Genomic DNA, 17213 nt, shown 5'->3' with positions numbered 1-17213 from the left:
ATGAACCCACCGGCCTATATCTCCCTGCGTGTGGCGCGCGTCGTCAGCGAAACGGCTGATGCAAAATCGCTGGTATTTGACGTGCCAGACTCACTGCGCGAAAAATTTGCCTACAAATCCGGGCAGTTTCTGACCCTGCGCATCCCCTTTGAAGGCGGCTGGCTGCCGCGCTGCTATTCGTTATCGAGCACGCCGCTGGTTGATGAGCCATTACGGGTCACGATCAAACAAGTGCGTGATGGCCGAGCCTCTAACTGGCTGTGTCAGCACCTGCATGAAGGCGACGAGTTGCAAGTGTTGCCCCCGGCCGGGGTGTTTGTGCCCCGGCATTTCGACGATGACTTGGTCCTGTTTGGTGGCGGCAGCGGCGTGACCCCGGTGCTGTCGATCCTGCGTTCGGCGCTGATCGCCGGCAGCGGGCGGATTCTGCTGATTTACGCCAACCGCGATGAAGCCTCGGTGATCTTTGCTCATGAGCTGAAAGCCTTGGCCAGCGCTCACCCGCAACGCCTGCAAGTGATTCACTGGCTGGACTCGGTACAAGGGATTCCGGCCGTCGAACAACTGGCGCAACTGGCCAAGCCGTATACCCACGCCCAAGCCTTTATCTGCGGCCCCGGCCCCTTCATGGACGCCGCCGTCAGCGCCTTGCAGTCGCTGGGCATGGAGCACGGACGCATACACGTTGAGCGTTTTGTCTCGTTGCCCGTGGAGGGCAGTGTGGCCGCTCCGGCCCCAGTCAACACCGAGGTGATTGGCAGCCAGCTCTCGGTGCGCCTCGACGGCGAAGAGTTCGAAGTGCCGTGTGCCGAGGGCGAAACCCTGCTCAACGCCATGCAGCGTGCCGGGTTGAAACCACCGAGTTCGTGCCTGGTGGGCTCATGTGCCACCTGCATGTGCACCGTGGAGCGCGGCAGCGTCGAGATGCTGCGCAACGATGCGCTGGACCAGCAAGAACTCAATGACGGATGGGTGCTGGCCTGCCAATCGGTGCCCCGCAGCGAACAGTTGCGCGTGTGCTTTCCTGAATAACCAGCCAGACGAGTGAGCAATGACTTCTAGCCTGAACACCATTCCTGAGGTGCTGCTGCATGCCGCGAAGCACCATGCAGGGCGCACCGCCATCGAAGAAAACGGCGTGTGCACCGACTACCAAGATCTTCCGCACCTGGTGTTGGCCGTGACCCGCAGCCTGATGGCGTTGGGCATCAACAAAGGTGATCGGGTGGCGATCTGGGCACCCAATGGCCGGGACTGGATCATTGCCGCATTGGGCATCCATTGCGCGGGTGCGGTGATGGTGCCGATCAACACCCGCATGAAAGGCGGTGAAGCGGCGGACATCCTGCAACGCAGTGGCGCGCGTGTGTTGTTTGTACAGCCTTCGTTTTTGGGGGTGGATTACCCGGCCTTGCTGGCGCCACACCGCCCGGCCAGCCTTGAACATCACGTATTGCTGGGGCAAGCCTGGGAGACCTTTTTGGCCTTGGGGGCAGCCGTCAGCGAGAGCAGTGCCCAAGCGCGAGCGGCTGACCTTCAAGCCAACGACCTCAGCGACCTGCTGTTTACCTCTGGCACCACCGGCAAGCCCAAAGGCGTGATGAGCGCCCATGGGCAAACCATCCGCGCCTTTAGCGAGTACGTAAAGGTCATTGGCTTGCAGGCGGGTGACCGGTATTTGGTGATCAACCCGTTTTTCCATGCGTTCGGTTACAAGGCAGGCTGGCTGACGTGCCTGTTGGCCGGGGCGACGATCTTGCCGCATCCGGTATTTGATGCAGAAGCCGTGTTCCAGCGCATTGCCGCTGAGCGAATCAGCGTGTTGCCGGGGCCTCCGACCTTGTACCTGTCGATGCTGGCGCATCCCAAACTGGCCGAAACTGATCTGTCGAGCTTGCGTATTGCGGTGACGGGCGCGGCCACCATTCCGCCGATACTGATCGAGCGCATGCGCCGCGAATTGGGCTTCTCAGTGGTCACCACCGCTTATGGCCTGACCGAATGTGGTGGCTTGGCCACCATCTGTGATCCGGAGGACGCGGCGCAGACCATCGCGGCCACCAGTGGCAGAGCCATTCCGGGCACCGAAGTCAGCATCCGCGACCCGCACAATCGTGAGTTAGCGGCAGGCGGCGCGGGTGAAATCTGCCTGCGTGGTTTTCACGTGATGCAGGGCTATTTTGAAGACCCGAAAGCCACGGCCGAAGCCATCGACAGTGAGGGATGGCTGCACACCGGTGACATTGGCGTCTTGGATGCGGCCGGTAATTTGCGCATCACCGACCGGCTCAAGGACATGTTTATCGTTGGTGGTTTTAACTGCTACCCGGCAGAGATCGAAGCCGGGTTGATCGAGCATCCGGCCATCGCTCAAGTGGCCGTCATTGGCGTGCCGGATGAGCGCATGGGTGAGGTGGGGTGTGCGTGTGTGGTTCTGCGCCATGAACAGAGCCTGGACGAAGCCGGGCTGATTCTGTGGGCGCGTGAGCACATGGCCAACTACAAAGTGCCGCGAATGGTGCGGTTTTATGAAGCGCTGCCCGTGAATGCGTCGAACAAAGTGGCGAAGAATGAATTGCGGGCGGGGTTTGTATAGGTCCTTACATAACGCTGAAGCACTGCAGCAATCCTTTGTGGGAGCTGGCTTGCCAGCGATTGGGGCGCCGCTGGGCTGGGTACATATCCGTTGCTGCGGTAACGGCTACTTAAGGTTGCGCCCTTACGGCGCGTCCCTTTTAGAAGGACCCAAAAGGAACCAAAAGGTCCTTGCCCCTACCACTCGGTGCCTCGCTATGGCTCGGCATGCCCGCACGCAGGCATTGCTCCGTGGGCCCGCCGCGATCGGCCATCCATGGCCGTGTCGCGGCTAACCCGGCGTCCTGCCGGGTTGCCCTCTGCGCAATGCCCGCGTGCGGCCAGCGTGGTTTAACGGGGCCTTTTAGATCAAAAGCTAGATCAAAAGCTCTGCGACTATTCAACTCGCGCATGAGCAATTGCAGGCTGCGATCTTTTGATCTTTAGGTCGCTGACAAGCTCGTTCTACATGTTTCAGCCAGTACGATGCAGTCCCTTTGATTGATTCAATATCCTTCAAACTTCGCCGGGCGTTTTTCAATGAATGCTTGCATGCCTTCTTTCTGGTCGCGTGATGCAAACAGCAGGGCATTGGCTTTGCGCTCCAGCGCCAGGCCGGTTTCCAGCGGTGCATCGACTCCGGCCAATATCACTTCCTTGATCTGTTCGGCGGCCAGTGGCGGCATGGCGGCGATCAGTGTGGCCATTTGCAGGGCGTGTTGTTGCACGAGCGCATCGTCGACCACTTCACTGACCAGCCCTGAAATCCAGGCTTCTTCAGCGCTGATCGGTTGTCCGGTCAGGGCCATGCGCATGGCTTTGGCTTTGCCCACGGCCCTTACCAGGCGCTGGGTGCCGCCGATGCCGGGCATGATGCCGATGCGGATTTCAGGCTGGCAAAATTTGGCGCTGCGCCCGGCCACGATGATGTCGGCCAGCATCGCCAGCTCGCAACCGCCGCCATAGGCATAGCCGCACACCGCGGCAATCACCGGTTTGGGGCAATGCTGGATCGGCGCCCAGACCCGTTCGGTGTGGCGTTGATAAATATCAATCGGGCCGACCCCGGCCATGCTGTTGATGTCGCCGCCAGCCGCGAACACCTTGTCGCCACCGGTCAGCAGGATGCAACGCACTTCGGGGTTTTCAGCCAGTTCAGTGAAGTAACGCGACAGCAACGCTTGCAGTTCAAGGCTCAAGGCATTGGTGGCCTGGGGGCGATTCAGGCGCAGCAGGGCCACGCCTGCGGCTGGAAATTCAAGCAATACCGGCTCGGCAGATGGGTCTGACATGGGGTTCCTCATTAACAGGGGCTGTGACCACAGCGTGCGCTGGATTGTTGCTTTCGGTCGGTGACGCTTCATCGTCCGTTCAGACGACGAACGCCCCCCGGATTGTCCCTAGAGTGGCTCCATCAGAAGAAAAGGAGCGCGTCATGGGCCAACTTTCAGGGCTGGACTACAGCGGCAAGGTGGTACTGGTCACCGGCGGAACCAAAGGCATTGGCGCAGGTATCGCGCGCAGTTTTCTGCAAGCCGGGGCGCAGGTGATTGTGTGCGGCAGAACGCTTCCAGAGGCCTTGCCCAAGGTCGATGCGGCGCAAGCGGTATTCATGGCGTGCGACGTGCGTGACATGGATTCACTCAAGGCCCTGTTTGACGGAATTCGCGCCGATTTTGGCCGCCTCGATGTGGTCGTCAATAACGCCGGTGGCAGCCCGGCCGCTGAGGCTGCCAGTGCATCGCCACGTTTTCACGAAGGCATCATCCGGCTCAATCTCATCGCTCCCTTGAATGTTGCGCAGCAGGCCAACGCACTGATGCAGCAACAGGTCGAGGGCGGCTGCATTGTGTTTATCGGCAGCATCAGTGCGCTGCGTCCATCTCCCGGCACGGCAGCGTATGGCGCGGCCAAGGCGGGCGTGTTGGCGCTGGTGCAATCGCTGGCAGTGGAATGGGCACCCAAAGTGCGGGTGGTTACGGTCAGCCCTGGGCTGGTGCGCACCGAACAAGCGCATTTGCATTACGGCGACGAGCAGGGCATCGCGGCTGTCAGTGCCGGGATTCCGGCAGGGCGCATGGCAGTGCCCGAAGACATCGGTAACGCCTGTCTGTTTATCGCATCACCCATGGCCGGCTATGCCAGCGGCTGCAACTTGTTGCTGCACGGCGGCGGCGAACGTCCGGCCTATTTAAACGCAGCGAACTGACGACCTTCAGCGGCCGCCAGTGGGTTGCCGCTCTCAACACGCAGGAGACGAACTTGGCTGATTCTCAATTGCTAACCGACGTGCGCGCCCTGGTGGGGCGTGAATATGGTCGCGTCTACGCCTGGGACGAAGTCAACGCCCCGATGATCCGCCAATGGTGCGAGATCATGGGCGTGGACAACCCGCTTTACACCGACGCCGCCTTTGCCTCGAGCAGTGCACAGGACGGGCTGGTGGCACCGGCTGCGATGCTGCAGGTGTGGTGTATGGAGGGTTTTCATACCAATAACTATCCGCCGGGCTCGACCTCCGAAAACCCCTACGAGGTGCTCAAGCTCATTGAGTCGTATGGCTATGCGTCTGTGGTCGCGGTCAACTCCGAACTGAGCTTTAACCGTAATGTGCGGCCGGGTGAAAAGCTGTACTACACCACCCGTCTGGACTCAGTGGGTGATGAGAAAACCACAGGTCTGGGCACCGGTTTCTTCGTCACGCTGGTGATGAGCTACTTCGTTGAGCACAAAAGTGGCGACGAGGCGGTCGGAGAGTTGTTGTTCCGCGTGTTCAAGTTCCGCCCCGCGCACAACCACAGCGCCGAAGCCGCCCCGGCCAAGGTCGAGGAAAAACCTGCGATCAAGCGCCCCAAACCGGGCATGAGCGACGACACGCGGTTTTTCTGGGAAGGCTGCGACGCTGGCAAGTTACTGATCCAGCGCTGCACCCAGTGCCAGACCTTGCGTCATCCACCGGCACCGGTGTGCATCGAGTGCCACTCGTTCGATTGGGACAGCGTTGAGGCCAGTGGCCGCGCCAGCCTGTACTCGTTCGTGATCATGCATTACCCCCAAGTTGCTCCGTTTGATCATCCCAACCCGATTGGTCTGATCGAACTTGCGGAGGGTGTGCGTCTGGTAGCCGGGCTGGTGGGCGCTGAGCGTGACGAACTGCGCATCGGCCAAGCCTTGCAACTTGAATTCCAGACCTTCGACGGCGAACTCACGCTGCCGTTGTTCAGGCCAGCTGCGCAATAAGGGGGCTGCATGGATTTCGAATTCACCGAAGATCAAAAAGCAATCGCTGAAATGGCGGGCAATGTGTTTGCCGACTATTGCACCGATGACCGCTTGCGCCAGTTCGATACCAGTGAGCACGCCTTTATGGAGCCGCTGTGGCAGTTGTGCGTGGAAACCGGTTTGCAGGCCTTGGCCATTCCGGAGGCTCAAGGGGGCAGCGGCCTGGGCATGACCGAGTTGTTGCTGGTGCTTGAAGCCCAAGGCCGAGCGCTGGGGCAGGTGCCGTTGTGGCGCCATCAACTGGCCGCCGCGACTCTGGCGCAGTGTGCTGAGCCGTCCTTGCAGGCATGGGCTGTTGAGGCGGCGGCTGGCCGGGCTTTACTGACCCTGGACCTGAGCGGTTTGACCAGCGCCCAGGGCATTGCCTTGCAGGCCACATCGACCGCAGGCGGCTGGCTGCTCAACGGCCGTGTGGCTGCACTGGCGCTGGCTGAGCAGTCACAGGCGGCGCTGTTGTTGGTTGAGGCCGAAGGTCAGCCACGTTTGGCGCTGGTCGAATTGTCGGCCAAAGCCATCAAGCAGGTGCCCGGCCGCATGACCCACGGCGAAGCCATTGCAGACCTGCACGTCGACAAACTGTTGATTGGCGTTGAGCACGTGCTCCCGGCCAGTGCCTTGAGCTGGCTGGAGCCGCGCAGCATTGCGGCATTGGCCGCGTTGCAACTGGGTGTGAGTGATGAGCAGATTCGCCGCACCGTGGTGTACGTCAGCGAGCGTCGCCAGTTCGACCGCAGCATCGGCAGCTTTCAGGCCGTGCAAATGAGCATGGCAACGACCCACATCGCCCTTGAAGCGTTGCGCAGCTGCCTGTGGCAATTGTGCTATCGCCTCGACGCCGGTCTGCCCGCGCCGTCTGAAGCGCTGGCCACCGCCTGGCAGGCCTGCGAAGCGGGGCACCTGATCGGGCATACCGCTCAGCACGTACACGGCGGCATTGGCGTCGACCTGACGTACCCGATGCACCGCTTTCTTTACTGGAGCCGCGCTTTGGGCAGTGCCCTGGGCGGTTCGGCGGCAAGCCTGGAACGCCTCGGCGACTGGTTGAGCCATAACGACAAGCTGGGATGGAAATATGACCTCGAAGAACACCAAGCGCTTTGACGACGTGCGCCCCGGCGAAACCCTGCCGGAACTGGCGATCCCGATCACCGTGGGGCTGGTCGCAGGCGGCGCCATCGCGACCCGCGATTACTTCCCGGGCCACCACGACCTGAATGCCGCGCAGACCCTCGGCTCGCCGCACATCTTCATGAATATCCTCACCACCAACGGGCTGGTGCAGCGTTACATCGAAGACTGGGCGGGCCCCGAAGCGCGTTTTGCGTCGCTGAAGATCAAGCTCGGCGCGCCGAACTACCCCGGCGACTGCATGACCTTCAACGGCGCAGTCACGGGTCAGGACGCTGCCACCCGCACGGTGGAAATAACCCTCAGCGGCAAAAATTCGATGGGCAACCACGTGACCGGTACGGTCGCGCTGGTTCTGCCCTGACAGCGGGAGACACGACACATGACGCAATCGTCACTTTCCGGCAGCGCCGCCATTGTTGGGCTGGGCGCGACCGAGTTTTCCAAGAACTCCGGGCGTACCGAACTGCGCCTGGCGCTGGAAGCCACGCTGGCCGCACTCAAAGACGCGGGCATCGACCCGTCTGAAGTCGAAGGTTTTAGCTCGTATTCGGTCGACAAAGTGCCCGAGTATGAAATCGCCCGTCTGCTGGGCTGCAAGGACGTGAAGTTCTTCTCCCAAGTGCCTCATGGTGGTGGAGCGGCCTGCGGGCCGATCATGCATGCCGCCATGGCCGTGGCCACCGGTGTGGCCAAAGTTGTGGTGGTGTACCGCGCCATGAACGAGCGTTCGTGGTATCGCTTCGGCAGCGGCAGTTATGGCTTTGCCTCAACGCCGACGTTCGAGAACGTCAACTACGGCTGGTACATGCCGCACGGCCTGCACACCCCGGCCTCGTGGGTGGGCATGTTTGCCCAGCGCTACATGCACACCTATGGCGCGACCTCCGAAGACTTCGGTCGGGTAGCGGTGGCGGTCCGTGACTTTGCCGCGACCAACCCGAACGCCTTCTTCTACGGCAAGCCGATCACCCTTGAAGAACATCAGGCCTCGCGCTGGATCTGCGAGCCGCTGCATTTGCTCGACTGCTGCCAGGAGTCTGATGGCGCTGTGGCCATGGTTATCACCTCGGCCGAGCGGGCCAAGGACTTGCGCCAGAAGCCGGTGATGATCAAGGCCGGTTCCCAGGGCATTACCTCGGGCCAGCAAATCATGACCTCGTTCTACCGCGACGACATAACCGGGCTGCCGGAAATGGGCGTGGTGGCCAAAGAGCTGTATCGCCAGTCCGGACTTGGGCCTGATGCGCTGCAAACCGCGGTGATTTATGACCATTTCACCCCGTTTGTGTTGCCGCAACTGGAAGAGTTCGGTCTGTGTGAGCGTGGCGAAGCCAAGGAATTTATCCGCGCCGGGCACCATGCCCGCGGCGGCAAGTTCCCGATCAACACCCATGGCGGGCAGTTGGGCGAGGCTTACATCCACGGCATGAACGGCGTGGCGGAAGCGGTGCGCCAGGTGCGCGGCAACTCGGTCAACCAGGTCGACAACGTCGAAAACGTGTTGGTCACCGCCGGTACGGGTGTACCGACCAGCGGCCTGATTCTTGGCACAGCCTAAGGAGCTTCCATGTTCGTTGACCTCACTCCCGAACAACACGCCCTGCGCCTCAAGGTGCGGGACTACTTCCAAAACCTGATGACCCCGCAACTGCGTGAGCAATTGCGCGGCAAAGAGGGCGGCGATCTGTACCGCGACACCATCCGCCAGATGGGCCGCGATGGCTGGCTGGCCGTCGGTTGGCCCGTGGAGCACGGCGGACAAGGCTACGGCCCGACCGAACAATTTATCTTCTTTGAAGAAGCCAACATTGCCGGTGCACCGCTGCCTTTCGTGACCATCAGTACCGTGGGCCCGGCGCTCATGGCCTACGGCACGGAAGAGCAAAAGGCCAAGTTTTTGCCGGGTATTGCAGCGGGCGAAATCATCTTCGCCATCGGTTACTCCGAGCCGGGTGCAGGCAGTGATCTGGCAGCGCTGAAAACCAGTGCCCGGCTCGAAGGCGAGCACTTTGTGGTCAACGGCAACAAGCTGTGGACGTCGGGCGCCGAGTCAGCCGATTACATCTGGCTGGCGGCCCGCACCGACCCTGATTTGCCGCGCCACAAGGGGGTGTCGATCCTGATTCTCGACACTCGCTGCGAAGGCTTTTCGACCACGGTTATTCCGACCACCAGCAACCCGACAACGGCTACCTATTACGACAGCGTGCGGGTGCCGAAGGCCATGCTGGTGGGCGAATTGAACGGTGGCTGGAAGCTGATTACCGCACAGCTCAACCATGAGCGATTGGGCCTGGGCGCGTGGTCGGACAAAGTGGTGGGCTTGTTTCGCCGGGTGTTTATGTGGGCCCGCGAGGCGGATGAACATGGCGCTCGCGCGACCGACAAAGCCTGGGTGCGCGCCGGGTTGGCGCAGTGCTACGCCCGCCTTGAAGCCATGCGCCTGATCAACCTGCGCATTGCGGCCGGTCTTGAACGTGACCAGATGGACGTGGCGCTGGCCTCGACCACCAAGGTGTATGGCTCTGAGTCGGGGGTCGAGATTCTGCGCATATTGAGCAACATCGTCGGGGCCAATGGCCTGGTGCGTGGCGGTTCGCAGGCTTCCTTGCTGCAAGGCGAACTGGAGTACGAAGTGCGGGCTTCGGTGACCCTGACGTTTGGCGGCGGCACCAACGAAATCCAGCGCGAGCTGATTGCCCAGTTCGGCCTGGGCATGCCACGTAGCCAACGTTGACGCTCCCACATTAGATCTGCGCCATCCCCTGATGGGTTGGTATTAGGTATTTACAGGTAAAAAACATGAGCGCAATTGACCAGTTCAGAGAGCAAACCCGCAGTTGGCTTGAGGCCAATTGTCCGCCGTCGCAGCGCAAGGCCATCCCTGAGGGCGAGTTGGTGTGGGGCGCACGCCACGTCGAATTTCCTGATGCAGACGCGCAGCTGTGGTTTGAGCGCATGCGCGACAAGGGCTGGTTCTGTCCGGATTGGCCACTGGAGTACGGCGGCGCGGGTCTGAGCCCGGAATACAGCGCGGTGCTGGAAAGCGAGTTGCGACGCCTTAAGTGCCGCCCGCCGCAAATCAATCTGGGCATCTGGATGCTCGGCCCGGTGTTGCTTGAGTTCGGTACCGAAGAGCAGAAAAAAGCCCTGCTGACCCCGATGACTCGTGGCCAGGTGCGCTGGTGTCAGGGTTTTTCCGAGCCCAATGCCGGGTCCGATCTGGCGAGCCTGAAAACCTCGGCGCGCGATGAGGGCGATCACTTTGTGGTCGACGGCAGCAAGATCTGGACCTCTTACGGCGACAAGTCCGACTGGATGTATGCCCTGGTGCGCACTGATCCAAAGGCCAGCAAGCATGCAGGTATCAGCCTGATTGTGCTGGACATGAAGAGCCCCGGCGTGAGCGTCGCACCGATTGATTTGATCAGTGGCAAATCGGCGTTCTGCCAAGTGTTTTTCGACAGCGTCAAAGTGCCTAAATCGCAATTGATTGGCCCGCTGCATGGCGGTTGGAACTTGGCCAAACGGCTGTTGCAGCACGAACGCAAAGCCATGTCCAAGTTCGGTGAATTCAGCCTGCCGACGCATTTCCATTTGTTGCCACTGCTCAACGAGTACTTGCCTGAACCGACGGGCCTGAGTGAGTCGGCACTGGCTGCGCGTGCCGTGGCCTGCGCCATGAACGAGCACAGCTACAACCTGACCGTGCAGCGCATGGGCGAAGAAGCGCGAGCCGGGCAAGACGTGAGCGGGCTGATGTCGATCATGAAACTGGTGCACACCGAGCAGGAACGCGGCAAGTTCGAAGTACTGCTGGACCTGATGGGCTACCACGCGCTGGGCTGGGACAAGAGCGTTTTCAGTGCGCAGGAACAAGCCATTACCCGTGGCTGGCTTAACAGTTATGCCCTGACGATTTCTGGCGGGGCTTCGGAAATCCAGCTCAATGTGATCGCCAAGCGGGTGCTTGGCCTGCCTGACGTGAAGTAAGGAAACAGACCATGAACCTGCTTTATAGCGAAGAACAACGGTTGTTGGCCGACAGCGCCCGCGAGTTCCTGGCGGCGCGTAGCCCAGTGGCCCGTCAACGTACCTTGCGTGATGAGCACAGCGAATTGGGCTTTGACGCTACCTTGTGGCAGGACGCCGTAGCGTTGGGCTGGAGCGCGATTCCGTTCCCTGAGAACCTCGGGGGTCTGGATTTTGGCTGCATGGGCCTGGGCCCGATTTTTGAATCCATGGGCAGCACGCTCAGCGCCTCGCCGCTGTTGTCGAGTGTGGTGCTCAGCGGCTCATTGCTGCACTTGCAAGGCAATGCCCAGCAGCAGGATCAGTGGCTGTCGGCGGCCATCAGCGGCGAGCGGCGCCTGGCCCTTGCACTGGATGAGCGTTCGCGTCACAGCCCTACGCAAGTCGCCTTGCAGGCCGTGCCGAATGCCACTGGTTACAGCCTGAGCGGGCACAAGTATTTCGTCATCGATGGCGTCGGAGCAGACGGCTATCTGGTGGCGGCCCAGGCGGCGCAGGGCATCAGCCTGTTTCTGGTGCCTGCCACTGCGCCGGGCCTTGTAGTGAGTGCCTTGCCCTTGATCGATTCGCGCAACCACGCGCAGTTGCGACTGGACCAGGTGCAGGTCGGGCCTGATGCCTTGCTCGGTGACATCGGTGCGGCGGGGCCTGCGTTAATGACTGCGCTGGATCGTGGCCGGGTGTGTGTGGCGGCCGAGATGCTGGGCATGGCCGAAAAACTCTTCAGAATGACCCTCGACTACCTCAAGACCCGTGTGCAGTTCGAGGTGGCGATTGGCTCGTTTCAGTCACTGCAACACCGGGCGGCTCAGTTGTTTGTCGAGTTGGCACTGGCGCGCAGCACGGTGATGGCTGGCCTGGCAGCGCTGGACGATACGAGCTTGAGCGAGGTTGAGCGTCAGCGGCTGGCCAGTCTGGCGAAATGGAAGGCAGGCCAGATGGCCCTCAAGGTCGCCAATGAAGCGGTGCAGATGCACGGCGGGATTGGTGTGACCGATGAGCTGGACGTGGGCCTGTACCTCAAGCGTATCCGGGTGGCACAGGCAAGCCTGGGAGATGCCGATTATCACTGCGAGCGTTACGCAAGCCTTGCGCCTGCGCACGCCTGAGCCTGTTGCAAGCTGTTCGGGTGAGGAGAATAACAAGATGAAACTTGAACAATGGCAGAGCGCCTGGCAGCAGTTGATTGGTGCCGGCTCGCCTTATGAAGTGGTGACGCCAGCGAGTGGCGGTACCAAACGTTTTCGGCACACGGCCGCCAACGTGTGGGAGGTCATTGATAGCGGTCGCGTCCACGGCGACCGTGAGTTTTTGGTGTGGGAACAGCAACGCCTGACGTTCAGTGAGTTTTTCGATCAGGTCGATCGACTGGCCGGGCAACTGGTGCGACGTTTTGGTGTGCGTCAGGGCGATCGGGTGGCGATTGCCATGCGCAATCAACCGGCTTGGCTGGTCGCGTTTTCGGCCGTACAGCGCTGTGGCGCCGTGTGTGTGCCGCTCAACAGTTGGGGCTTGCGTGATGAGCTGTTTCATGGTTTGCAGGACAGCGGCGCGCGGCTGTTGCTGTGTGACGAGCCGCGCTTGCAACTGCTCAAGAGCGACCTGCGTGAGCAAGGTCTGGCAACCATCGTGGTGGGCCTTGCTGCCGGGACCACGCTGGACGAGCATTGCCAGCGTCTTGAAGATGTGCTGGCCGAGCCCGCATTGACTGCACCGACGCTGAAAGTCACCGCCGATGACCCGGCGATGATTCTCTACACCTCGGGCACCACCAGTTTGGCCAAGGGCGTGTTGTCGACCCATGACGCGGTGTGCCAGGCGCTGGTGGCCCTGGAGTTTCAAGGGGTTTTCTGTGCCGTGAGTTCGCCCGAGCGCATCAGCGTGGTGATCAACAGCGGTTACGCCCCCACCACCTTGATGGCGGTGCCGCTGTTTCATGTCAGCGGCTTGCATGCCCAGTTCTTGCTGGCCCTGCGCAGCGGTCGGCGTTTGCTGCTGATGTACAAGTGGGACGTGGAAAAAGCCTTCGATCTGATCCGCGACGAACACTGCACGCAGTTCAATGGCGCGCCAGTGATGATGCAGCAATTACTGGCGTCGCCACGCTTTGGCACGGCTGACACCAAGAGCCTGCTCGGCCTGGGGCTGGGCGGCGCGGCTCCGTCCAGCAGCCTGTTGGCGAACCTGACCCGGCGCAAACCCGAGGCCATTGGAGGCAGTGGTTACGGTCTGACCGAAAGCAACGGCATTTGTGCGGCGATTGGGGGAGATCAGTTCGTTTACAAGCCTGCCGCCGCGGGCTGGCCTTTACCCATCGTCGATGTGCGCATTGGCGACAGCCCGGACCGACCCTTGCCCAACGGTGTCAGCGGCCTGATCTGGGTGCGCTCGCCGACCCTGATGAGCGCGTACTGGAACCTGCCTGATGCGAGTGCCCAAACCTTGCGCGATGGCTGGCTCGACACGGGCGATATCGGTCATCTGGATGCTGAAGGTTTCCTTTACATCACTGACCGCGCCAAGGACTTGATCAACCGGGGTGGCGAGAAGATTTCGGCTGCCGAAGTCGAGTCCTGTGCGTGTGAAATGCCGGGCGTGGTGGAAGCCGCAGCCTTTGCCGTGCCGGACGACGTATTGGGTGAAGTGGTGTTTCTGGTGGTGCGCGGCGAGCCCGTCGATGCCCTGGACAGCGAGACCGTGCGCCGCTTTATTGCCCAGCGCCTGGCGAGCTTTAAAGTCCCGGCGCAGATCCATGTGCAGCACACCCCGTTCGCCCGCAATGCCTCGGGGAAGATGCTTAAAAACCTGCTCAAGGAAGTCTTGGTTACTGCCTGATTAGTCTTTGTGGACGATGTGCTCGCTGCCAGTTGGCGAAGAATGGACGCATACCTCAGCCCGTTTTATCCGCGTAGGAGGCAATACATGAAAATAACAAGAACAGGCGTAATGCTCGCAGCCGCCATGGCCGTCAATCTGGGAGCCATCGCTCCGGTTTCTGCACAAGTGTCCCCCGCAGAAGCCGCCAAACTGGGCAAGGAGCTGACCTGTGTAGGTGCCGAACAGGCGGGTAATGCGGCGGGAACCATCCCGCCGTACACCGGCAAGTATTTAGGCGAAGTCCCCGGCTGGAACCACGTTAAATTCTCGGGCGACCAGCCGGTTGACCCGTATGCCGCTGAGAAACCGATTTTGGTGATCACCGCGCAAAACATGGATCAGTACGCCGATAAGCTCACCGACGGTCAGAAGGCGTTGTTCAAGCGTTATCCGACCACCTACAAGATGAACATCTACCCAGGGCACCGTGATTACCGCTACCCGGACTATGTCTGCAAGCGCGTCATGAGCAACGCTTTGAATGCCAAGCTGGTGAACGACGGCATGGGCTTTGAAGGCCTGGGCCAAGTGCCGTTTCCCATTCCGAAAACAGGTATGGAAGCGCTCTGGAACCACCAGTTGCCAGCCCGCGCGTACACCGAAGAACGAACCAGTGATCTGGCGTCGGTCTTGCCCAATGGCAGCATTGGCTGGGGCCGTGCGTATGCCCGAAACCTGTCGCAGGCCAACTCACCGACCGTTGAGCCCAAGACCGAAGACAAGATCCAGGCCATGAGCAACAACATGACGCTCAAGCCGGCTCGCGACAATGGCACGATCAGCATTTCCCACGAACCCTACAACTTCGCCACCAACCCGCGCCAGGCGTGGAGCTACAGCCCTTCGACCCGTCGCGTGCGCCAACTGCCGGGGTACGGCTATGACCAGCCAATGATCGGGACCAACGGCACCATGACGGTGGACGAAGATCGCTTGTTCAACGGTTCGCCGGAGCGCTTTAACTGGAAGTTGATTGGCAAGCGTGAAATCTACATCCCGGCCAACGCCTACAAGCCGAATGCCGGCACGGTGAAATATGCCGACATGCTGACCATCAACCACCCCAATCCTGAACTGATGCGCTATGAGCTGCGTCGGGTCTGGGTACTCGAAGGTGATTTGAAAGAGGGCTATCGCCATGTCTATGGCAAGCGCGTGCTGTTCCTTGACGAAGACACCTGGCATTCGGTGCTGGCAGACAACTACGATGCCCGTGGGCAGTTGTGGAAGCACGCCATGATCAACTACTACTACCACCCGGACATGAGCGCCTGGCAGGCAGGTTCACAGTTCTTCATGGACTTGAACTCGGGTCAATACACCGGCTACGGCATGACCAACGAATCGAAAAAAGGTCCGATCCTCAACGAAGGCAAGTTCACTGCAGACCAGTACACCTCTGATGCCGCACGGGCGATGGGGCGTTAAGCCTAAACCCGCCGTTACGCAAAAAGCCCTGTCGGTCAACGACAGGGCTTTTTGTTTTAGGAACACACCCAATCCCGTGGGATTTCGTAGCAGTTGCCGAGCCTGCGAGGCTACGTCCGATTGCGAAGCGATCGTAAACCCTAAGTGCAGGGTTTAACTGATACACCTCAGTGCTTAATTTTACGACTGCTACGCAGCCGGACGTAGCCTCGCAGACTCGGCAACTGCTACGAGTGCGTCTTAGGCTTCAAGGCAAATGCAGCAGCACGTAGTCGTTTTTGTCGAAGCGCCCGCTCAAAGCCGGAACGATGTCGCCCAGCGCAGTGCCTTGCAGTGCCTGGTAGTCCTTGCGGTCCATAACGATCCAGGCGGGTGCCTGCAACGCGCTCAGTTCTACCGCTGACTGGGTGAACAAGGGCTGCAAGTCACGGTCTACGTTGACCATGAACTTGATCGCCTTGGCGTCTTTGCCCATGCCATGCAAGACCAGCGGCGCAGGTGCCTGATCGACCAGGTGCAGGGTGTTGAGGGTGAAGTCGCGGGTGTCGTAGGCGCTGCGCTCTGCCGGTTCGATCACCAGAATGTAGCTGCTCCACATCGCCAGCACGGCGCAGGCGGCCAGGCCGGTTGCCCGCCATTGGGCCTTGAACAGCAATGCCAGTGCGAATACTTGCAGCACACCGAGCACGGCATAGATTGAGGTCAGGGGTGGCAGGTCGTCACTGAAGCGCTTGCTGGCGACGATCAGGCCTGCAATCAGCAGCGTGGGCAAAGCCAGCAAAATGGCTTGAATAATGCCGCGCAGTGCCACGAATACTCGACCTTGCATGCCCATGAACGGGTAGGCCGCAATAATGGCGGCCATCGGTAGCATCGGCAGCAAGTAGCGGGCTTTTTTCGCTTGCGGAACCGAGAGGCCGATCATCACGATCAAGCCCGCTGCCGCGCAGTATTTGACCAAGTGCAGGGCCGTATTCGACGGTTTGCGCCCGGCGATCAGCACCGCGGCCACTACCAGCACGGCCAGCGGGTAAGCCAGCGCGTAGTTGCCCATGGAACTTGTGAAGTAATAAAAGGTGCCACTGGCGCCTTCGCTGCCGTCGATGCGGCCAGTGACCTGCATGCGGATCACGTCCTGGACAAAAGCCTGGCCGCCGCTGAGCCAGGCCAGCAGCAGTAACAGACCAATGCACAGCACCAGCAGTACCAGCGCCTGCACGCCAACGCTGAACATGCGGCGCCATTGACCGCTGAGCAGGTAGTAGCTGCAGAGCATGCCGGTGGGAATCACCAGCCCGATGGGGCCGCGAATGGCAAAGCCCAGTACCAGCAACACCAGTAGCCAAAGATGGCGGCGTGGCGCGCCAAAGTGATCATGGGCATAGGCCAGGTAAAACGCGCCGAGGCTGACTGCCGCGAGCATCTGGTCCAGTGACACGGCTCGGGTTTCAGTGATGAAGGTCATGCTCAACAGCAGCAGCGCCACGCTGAGCAAGGCCCAGGTGGTGGACTGCGGGGCAACCAGCCGATAGATCAGCGTCACGATCACGGCGCTGGCAAAAGCTGTGGGTAGCCACGCGGTCAGGCTATTGACCTCGCCAAACGGCAAGGACAGCAGCCAGGTGAACAGGGTCGTGGTGGCGTTGTAGTCGGCGTAAGGCTGGCCGTAGGTGGTCGGGAAAAAGCTGGGGCCATTGCGCAGCATTTCCTTGGCAAACATCACAAAGCGCGAGTCAAAGCCGATCGCGGCCTGGTGCATGTCGCCCAGAATAAACAGCAGTAATGCCAGTGCACCGAGCAGCAGGGACTGGCGGTGCAGTGCACGTAAAACGCTAGCGGAAGGGTAGGCCGGCATGTCGAGTTTCCTTGACTCAATAGACAGACACATA

At 60.7% G+C, this 17213-nt stretch carries 14 protein-coding genes; 12 read left to right on the top strand and 2 right to left on the bottom strand.

Going from position 1 to position 17213, the window contains the following annotated elements; genetic code table 11:
- Positions 1 to 1032 carry a ferredoxin--NADP reductase gene (locus RHM56_RS12950; RefSeq protein WP_322241651.1) on the top strand — a complete coding sequence of 344 codons (1032 nt, stop codon included), beginning with the start codon at positions 1 to 3 and terminating at the stop codon, positions 1030 to 1032.
- Positions 1033 to 1051: 19 nt separating this feature from the next.
- Entirely contained in the window at positions 1052 to 2596 is a 1545-nt protein-coding gene (locus RHM56_RS12945; RefSeq protein WP_322241649.1) for a FadD3 family acyl-CoA ligase, read from the top strand.
- A 484-nt stretch (positions 2597 to 3080) separates the two neighbouring features.
- On the opposite strand, the gene RHM56_RS12940 is transcribed toward RHM56_RS12945, so the two are convergent.
- A complete protein-coding gene (locus RHM56_RS12940) occupies positions 3081 to 3866 on the bottom strand; it encodes an enoyl-CoA hydratase (protein WP_322241648.1) in 786 nt (261 codons plus the stop codon).
- Between the two features lie 143 nt (positions 3867 to 4009).
- Here RHM56_RS12940 and RHM56_RS12935 point away from each other — a divergent pair, with 143 nt between their 5' ends.
- From RHM56_RS12935 to RHM56_RS12890, 10 genes are all read left to right on the top strand, one after another.
- A complete protein-coding gene (locus RHM56_RS12935) occupies positions 4010 to 4783 on the top strand; it encodes an SDR family oxidoreductase (RefSeq protein ID WP_322241647.1) in 774 nt (257 codons plus the stop codon).
- A gap of 53 nt (positions 4784 to 4836) precedes the next feature.
- On the top strand, positions 4837 to 5814 hold the full coding sequence (locus RHM56_RS12930; protein ID WP_322241646.1) for a bifunctional MaoC family dehydratase N-terminal/OB-fold nucleic acid binding domain-containing protein: 978 nt from the start codon (positions 4837 to 4839) through the stop codon (positions 5812 to 5814).
- Between the two features lie 9 nt (positions 5815 to 5823).
- A complete protein-coding gene (locus tag RHM56_RS12925) occupies positions 5824 to 6957 on the top strand; it encodes an acyl-CoA dehydrogenase family protein (protein WP_322241645.1) in 1134 nt (377 codons plus the stop codon).
- The gene (locus tag RHM56_RS12920) at positions 6929 to 7348 is read left to right on the top strand and encodes a MaoC family dehydratase (protein ID WP_322241644.1); all 420 of its coding nucleotides are present in this window, start codon (positions 6929 to 6931) and stop codon (positions 7346 to 7348) included. Before RHM56_RS12925 ends, RHM56_RS12920 begins: the two co-directional genes overlap by 29 nt.
- Before the next feature lie 18 nt (positions 7349 to 7366).
- Positions 7367 to 8545 carry a lipid-transfer protein gene (locus RHM56_RS12915; protein WP_322241643.1) on the top strand — a complete coding sequence of 393 codons (1179 nt, stop codon included), beginning with the start codon at positions 7367 to 7369 and terminating at the stop codon, positions 8543 to 8545.
- Positions 8546 to 8554: 9 nt separating this feature from the next.
- Positions 8555 to 9724 (top strand): acyl-CoA dehydrogenase family protein, encoded by a 1170-nt coding sequence (locus tag RHM56_RS12910; RefSeq protein WP_322241642.1) that lies wholly within the window; start codon positions 8555 to 8557, stop codon positions 9722 to 9724.
- Positions 9725 to 9789: 65 nt separating this feature from the next.
- The gene (locus RHM56_RS12905) at positions 9790 to 10980 is read left to right on the top strand and encodes an acyl-CoA dehydrogenase family protein (protein ID WP_322241641.1); all 1191 of its coding nucleotides are present in this window, start codon (positions 9790 to 9792) and stop codon (positions 10978 to 10980) included.
- A gap of 11 nt (positions 10981 to 10991) precedes the next feature.
- Positions 10992 to 12128, top strand: a complete 1137-nt coding sequence (locus RHM56_RS12900; RefSeq protein WP_322241639.1) for an acyl-CoA dehydrogenase — start codon at positions 10992 to 10994, stop codon at positions 12126 to 12128.
- A gap of 37 nt (positions 12129 to 12165) precedes the next feature.
- Entirely contained in the window at positions 12166 to 13854 is a 1689-nt protein-coding gene (locus RHM56_RS12895; RefSeq protein ID WP_322241638.1) for a class I adenylate-forming enzyme family protein, read from the top strand.
- Positions 13855 to 13941: 87 nt separating this feature from the next.
- Positions 13942 to 15324 carry a DUF1329 domain-containing protein gene (locus tag RHM56_RS12890; protein WP_322241637.1) on the top strand — a complete coding sequence of 461 codons (1383 nt, stop codon included), beginning with the start codon at positions 13942 to 13944 and terminating at the stop codon, positions 15322 to 15324.
- Between the two features lie 247 nt (positions 15325 to 15571).
- Here the strand turns inward: RHM56_RS12890 and RHM56_RS12885 are convergent, their stop codons facing one another.
- Positions 15572 to 17179: a glycosyltransferase family 39 protein gene (locus tag RHM56_RS12885; protein ID WP_322241636.1), complete on the bottom strand. Its 1608-nt coding sequence runs from the start codon at positions 17177 to 17179 to the stop codon at positions 15572 to 15574.
- Positions 17180 to 17213: the final 34 nt, after the last annotated feature.

This window comes from Pseudomonas sp. CCC3.1, from assembly GCF_034347405.1.
Lineage (GTDB): Bacteria > Pseudomonadota > Gammaproteobacteria > Pseudomonadales > Pseudomonadaceae > Aquipseudomonas.
This window is presented reverse-complemented; position numbering and strand designations above follow the sequence as displayed.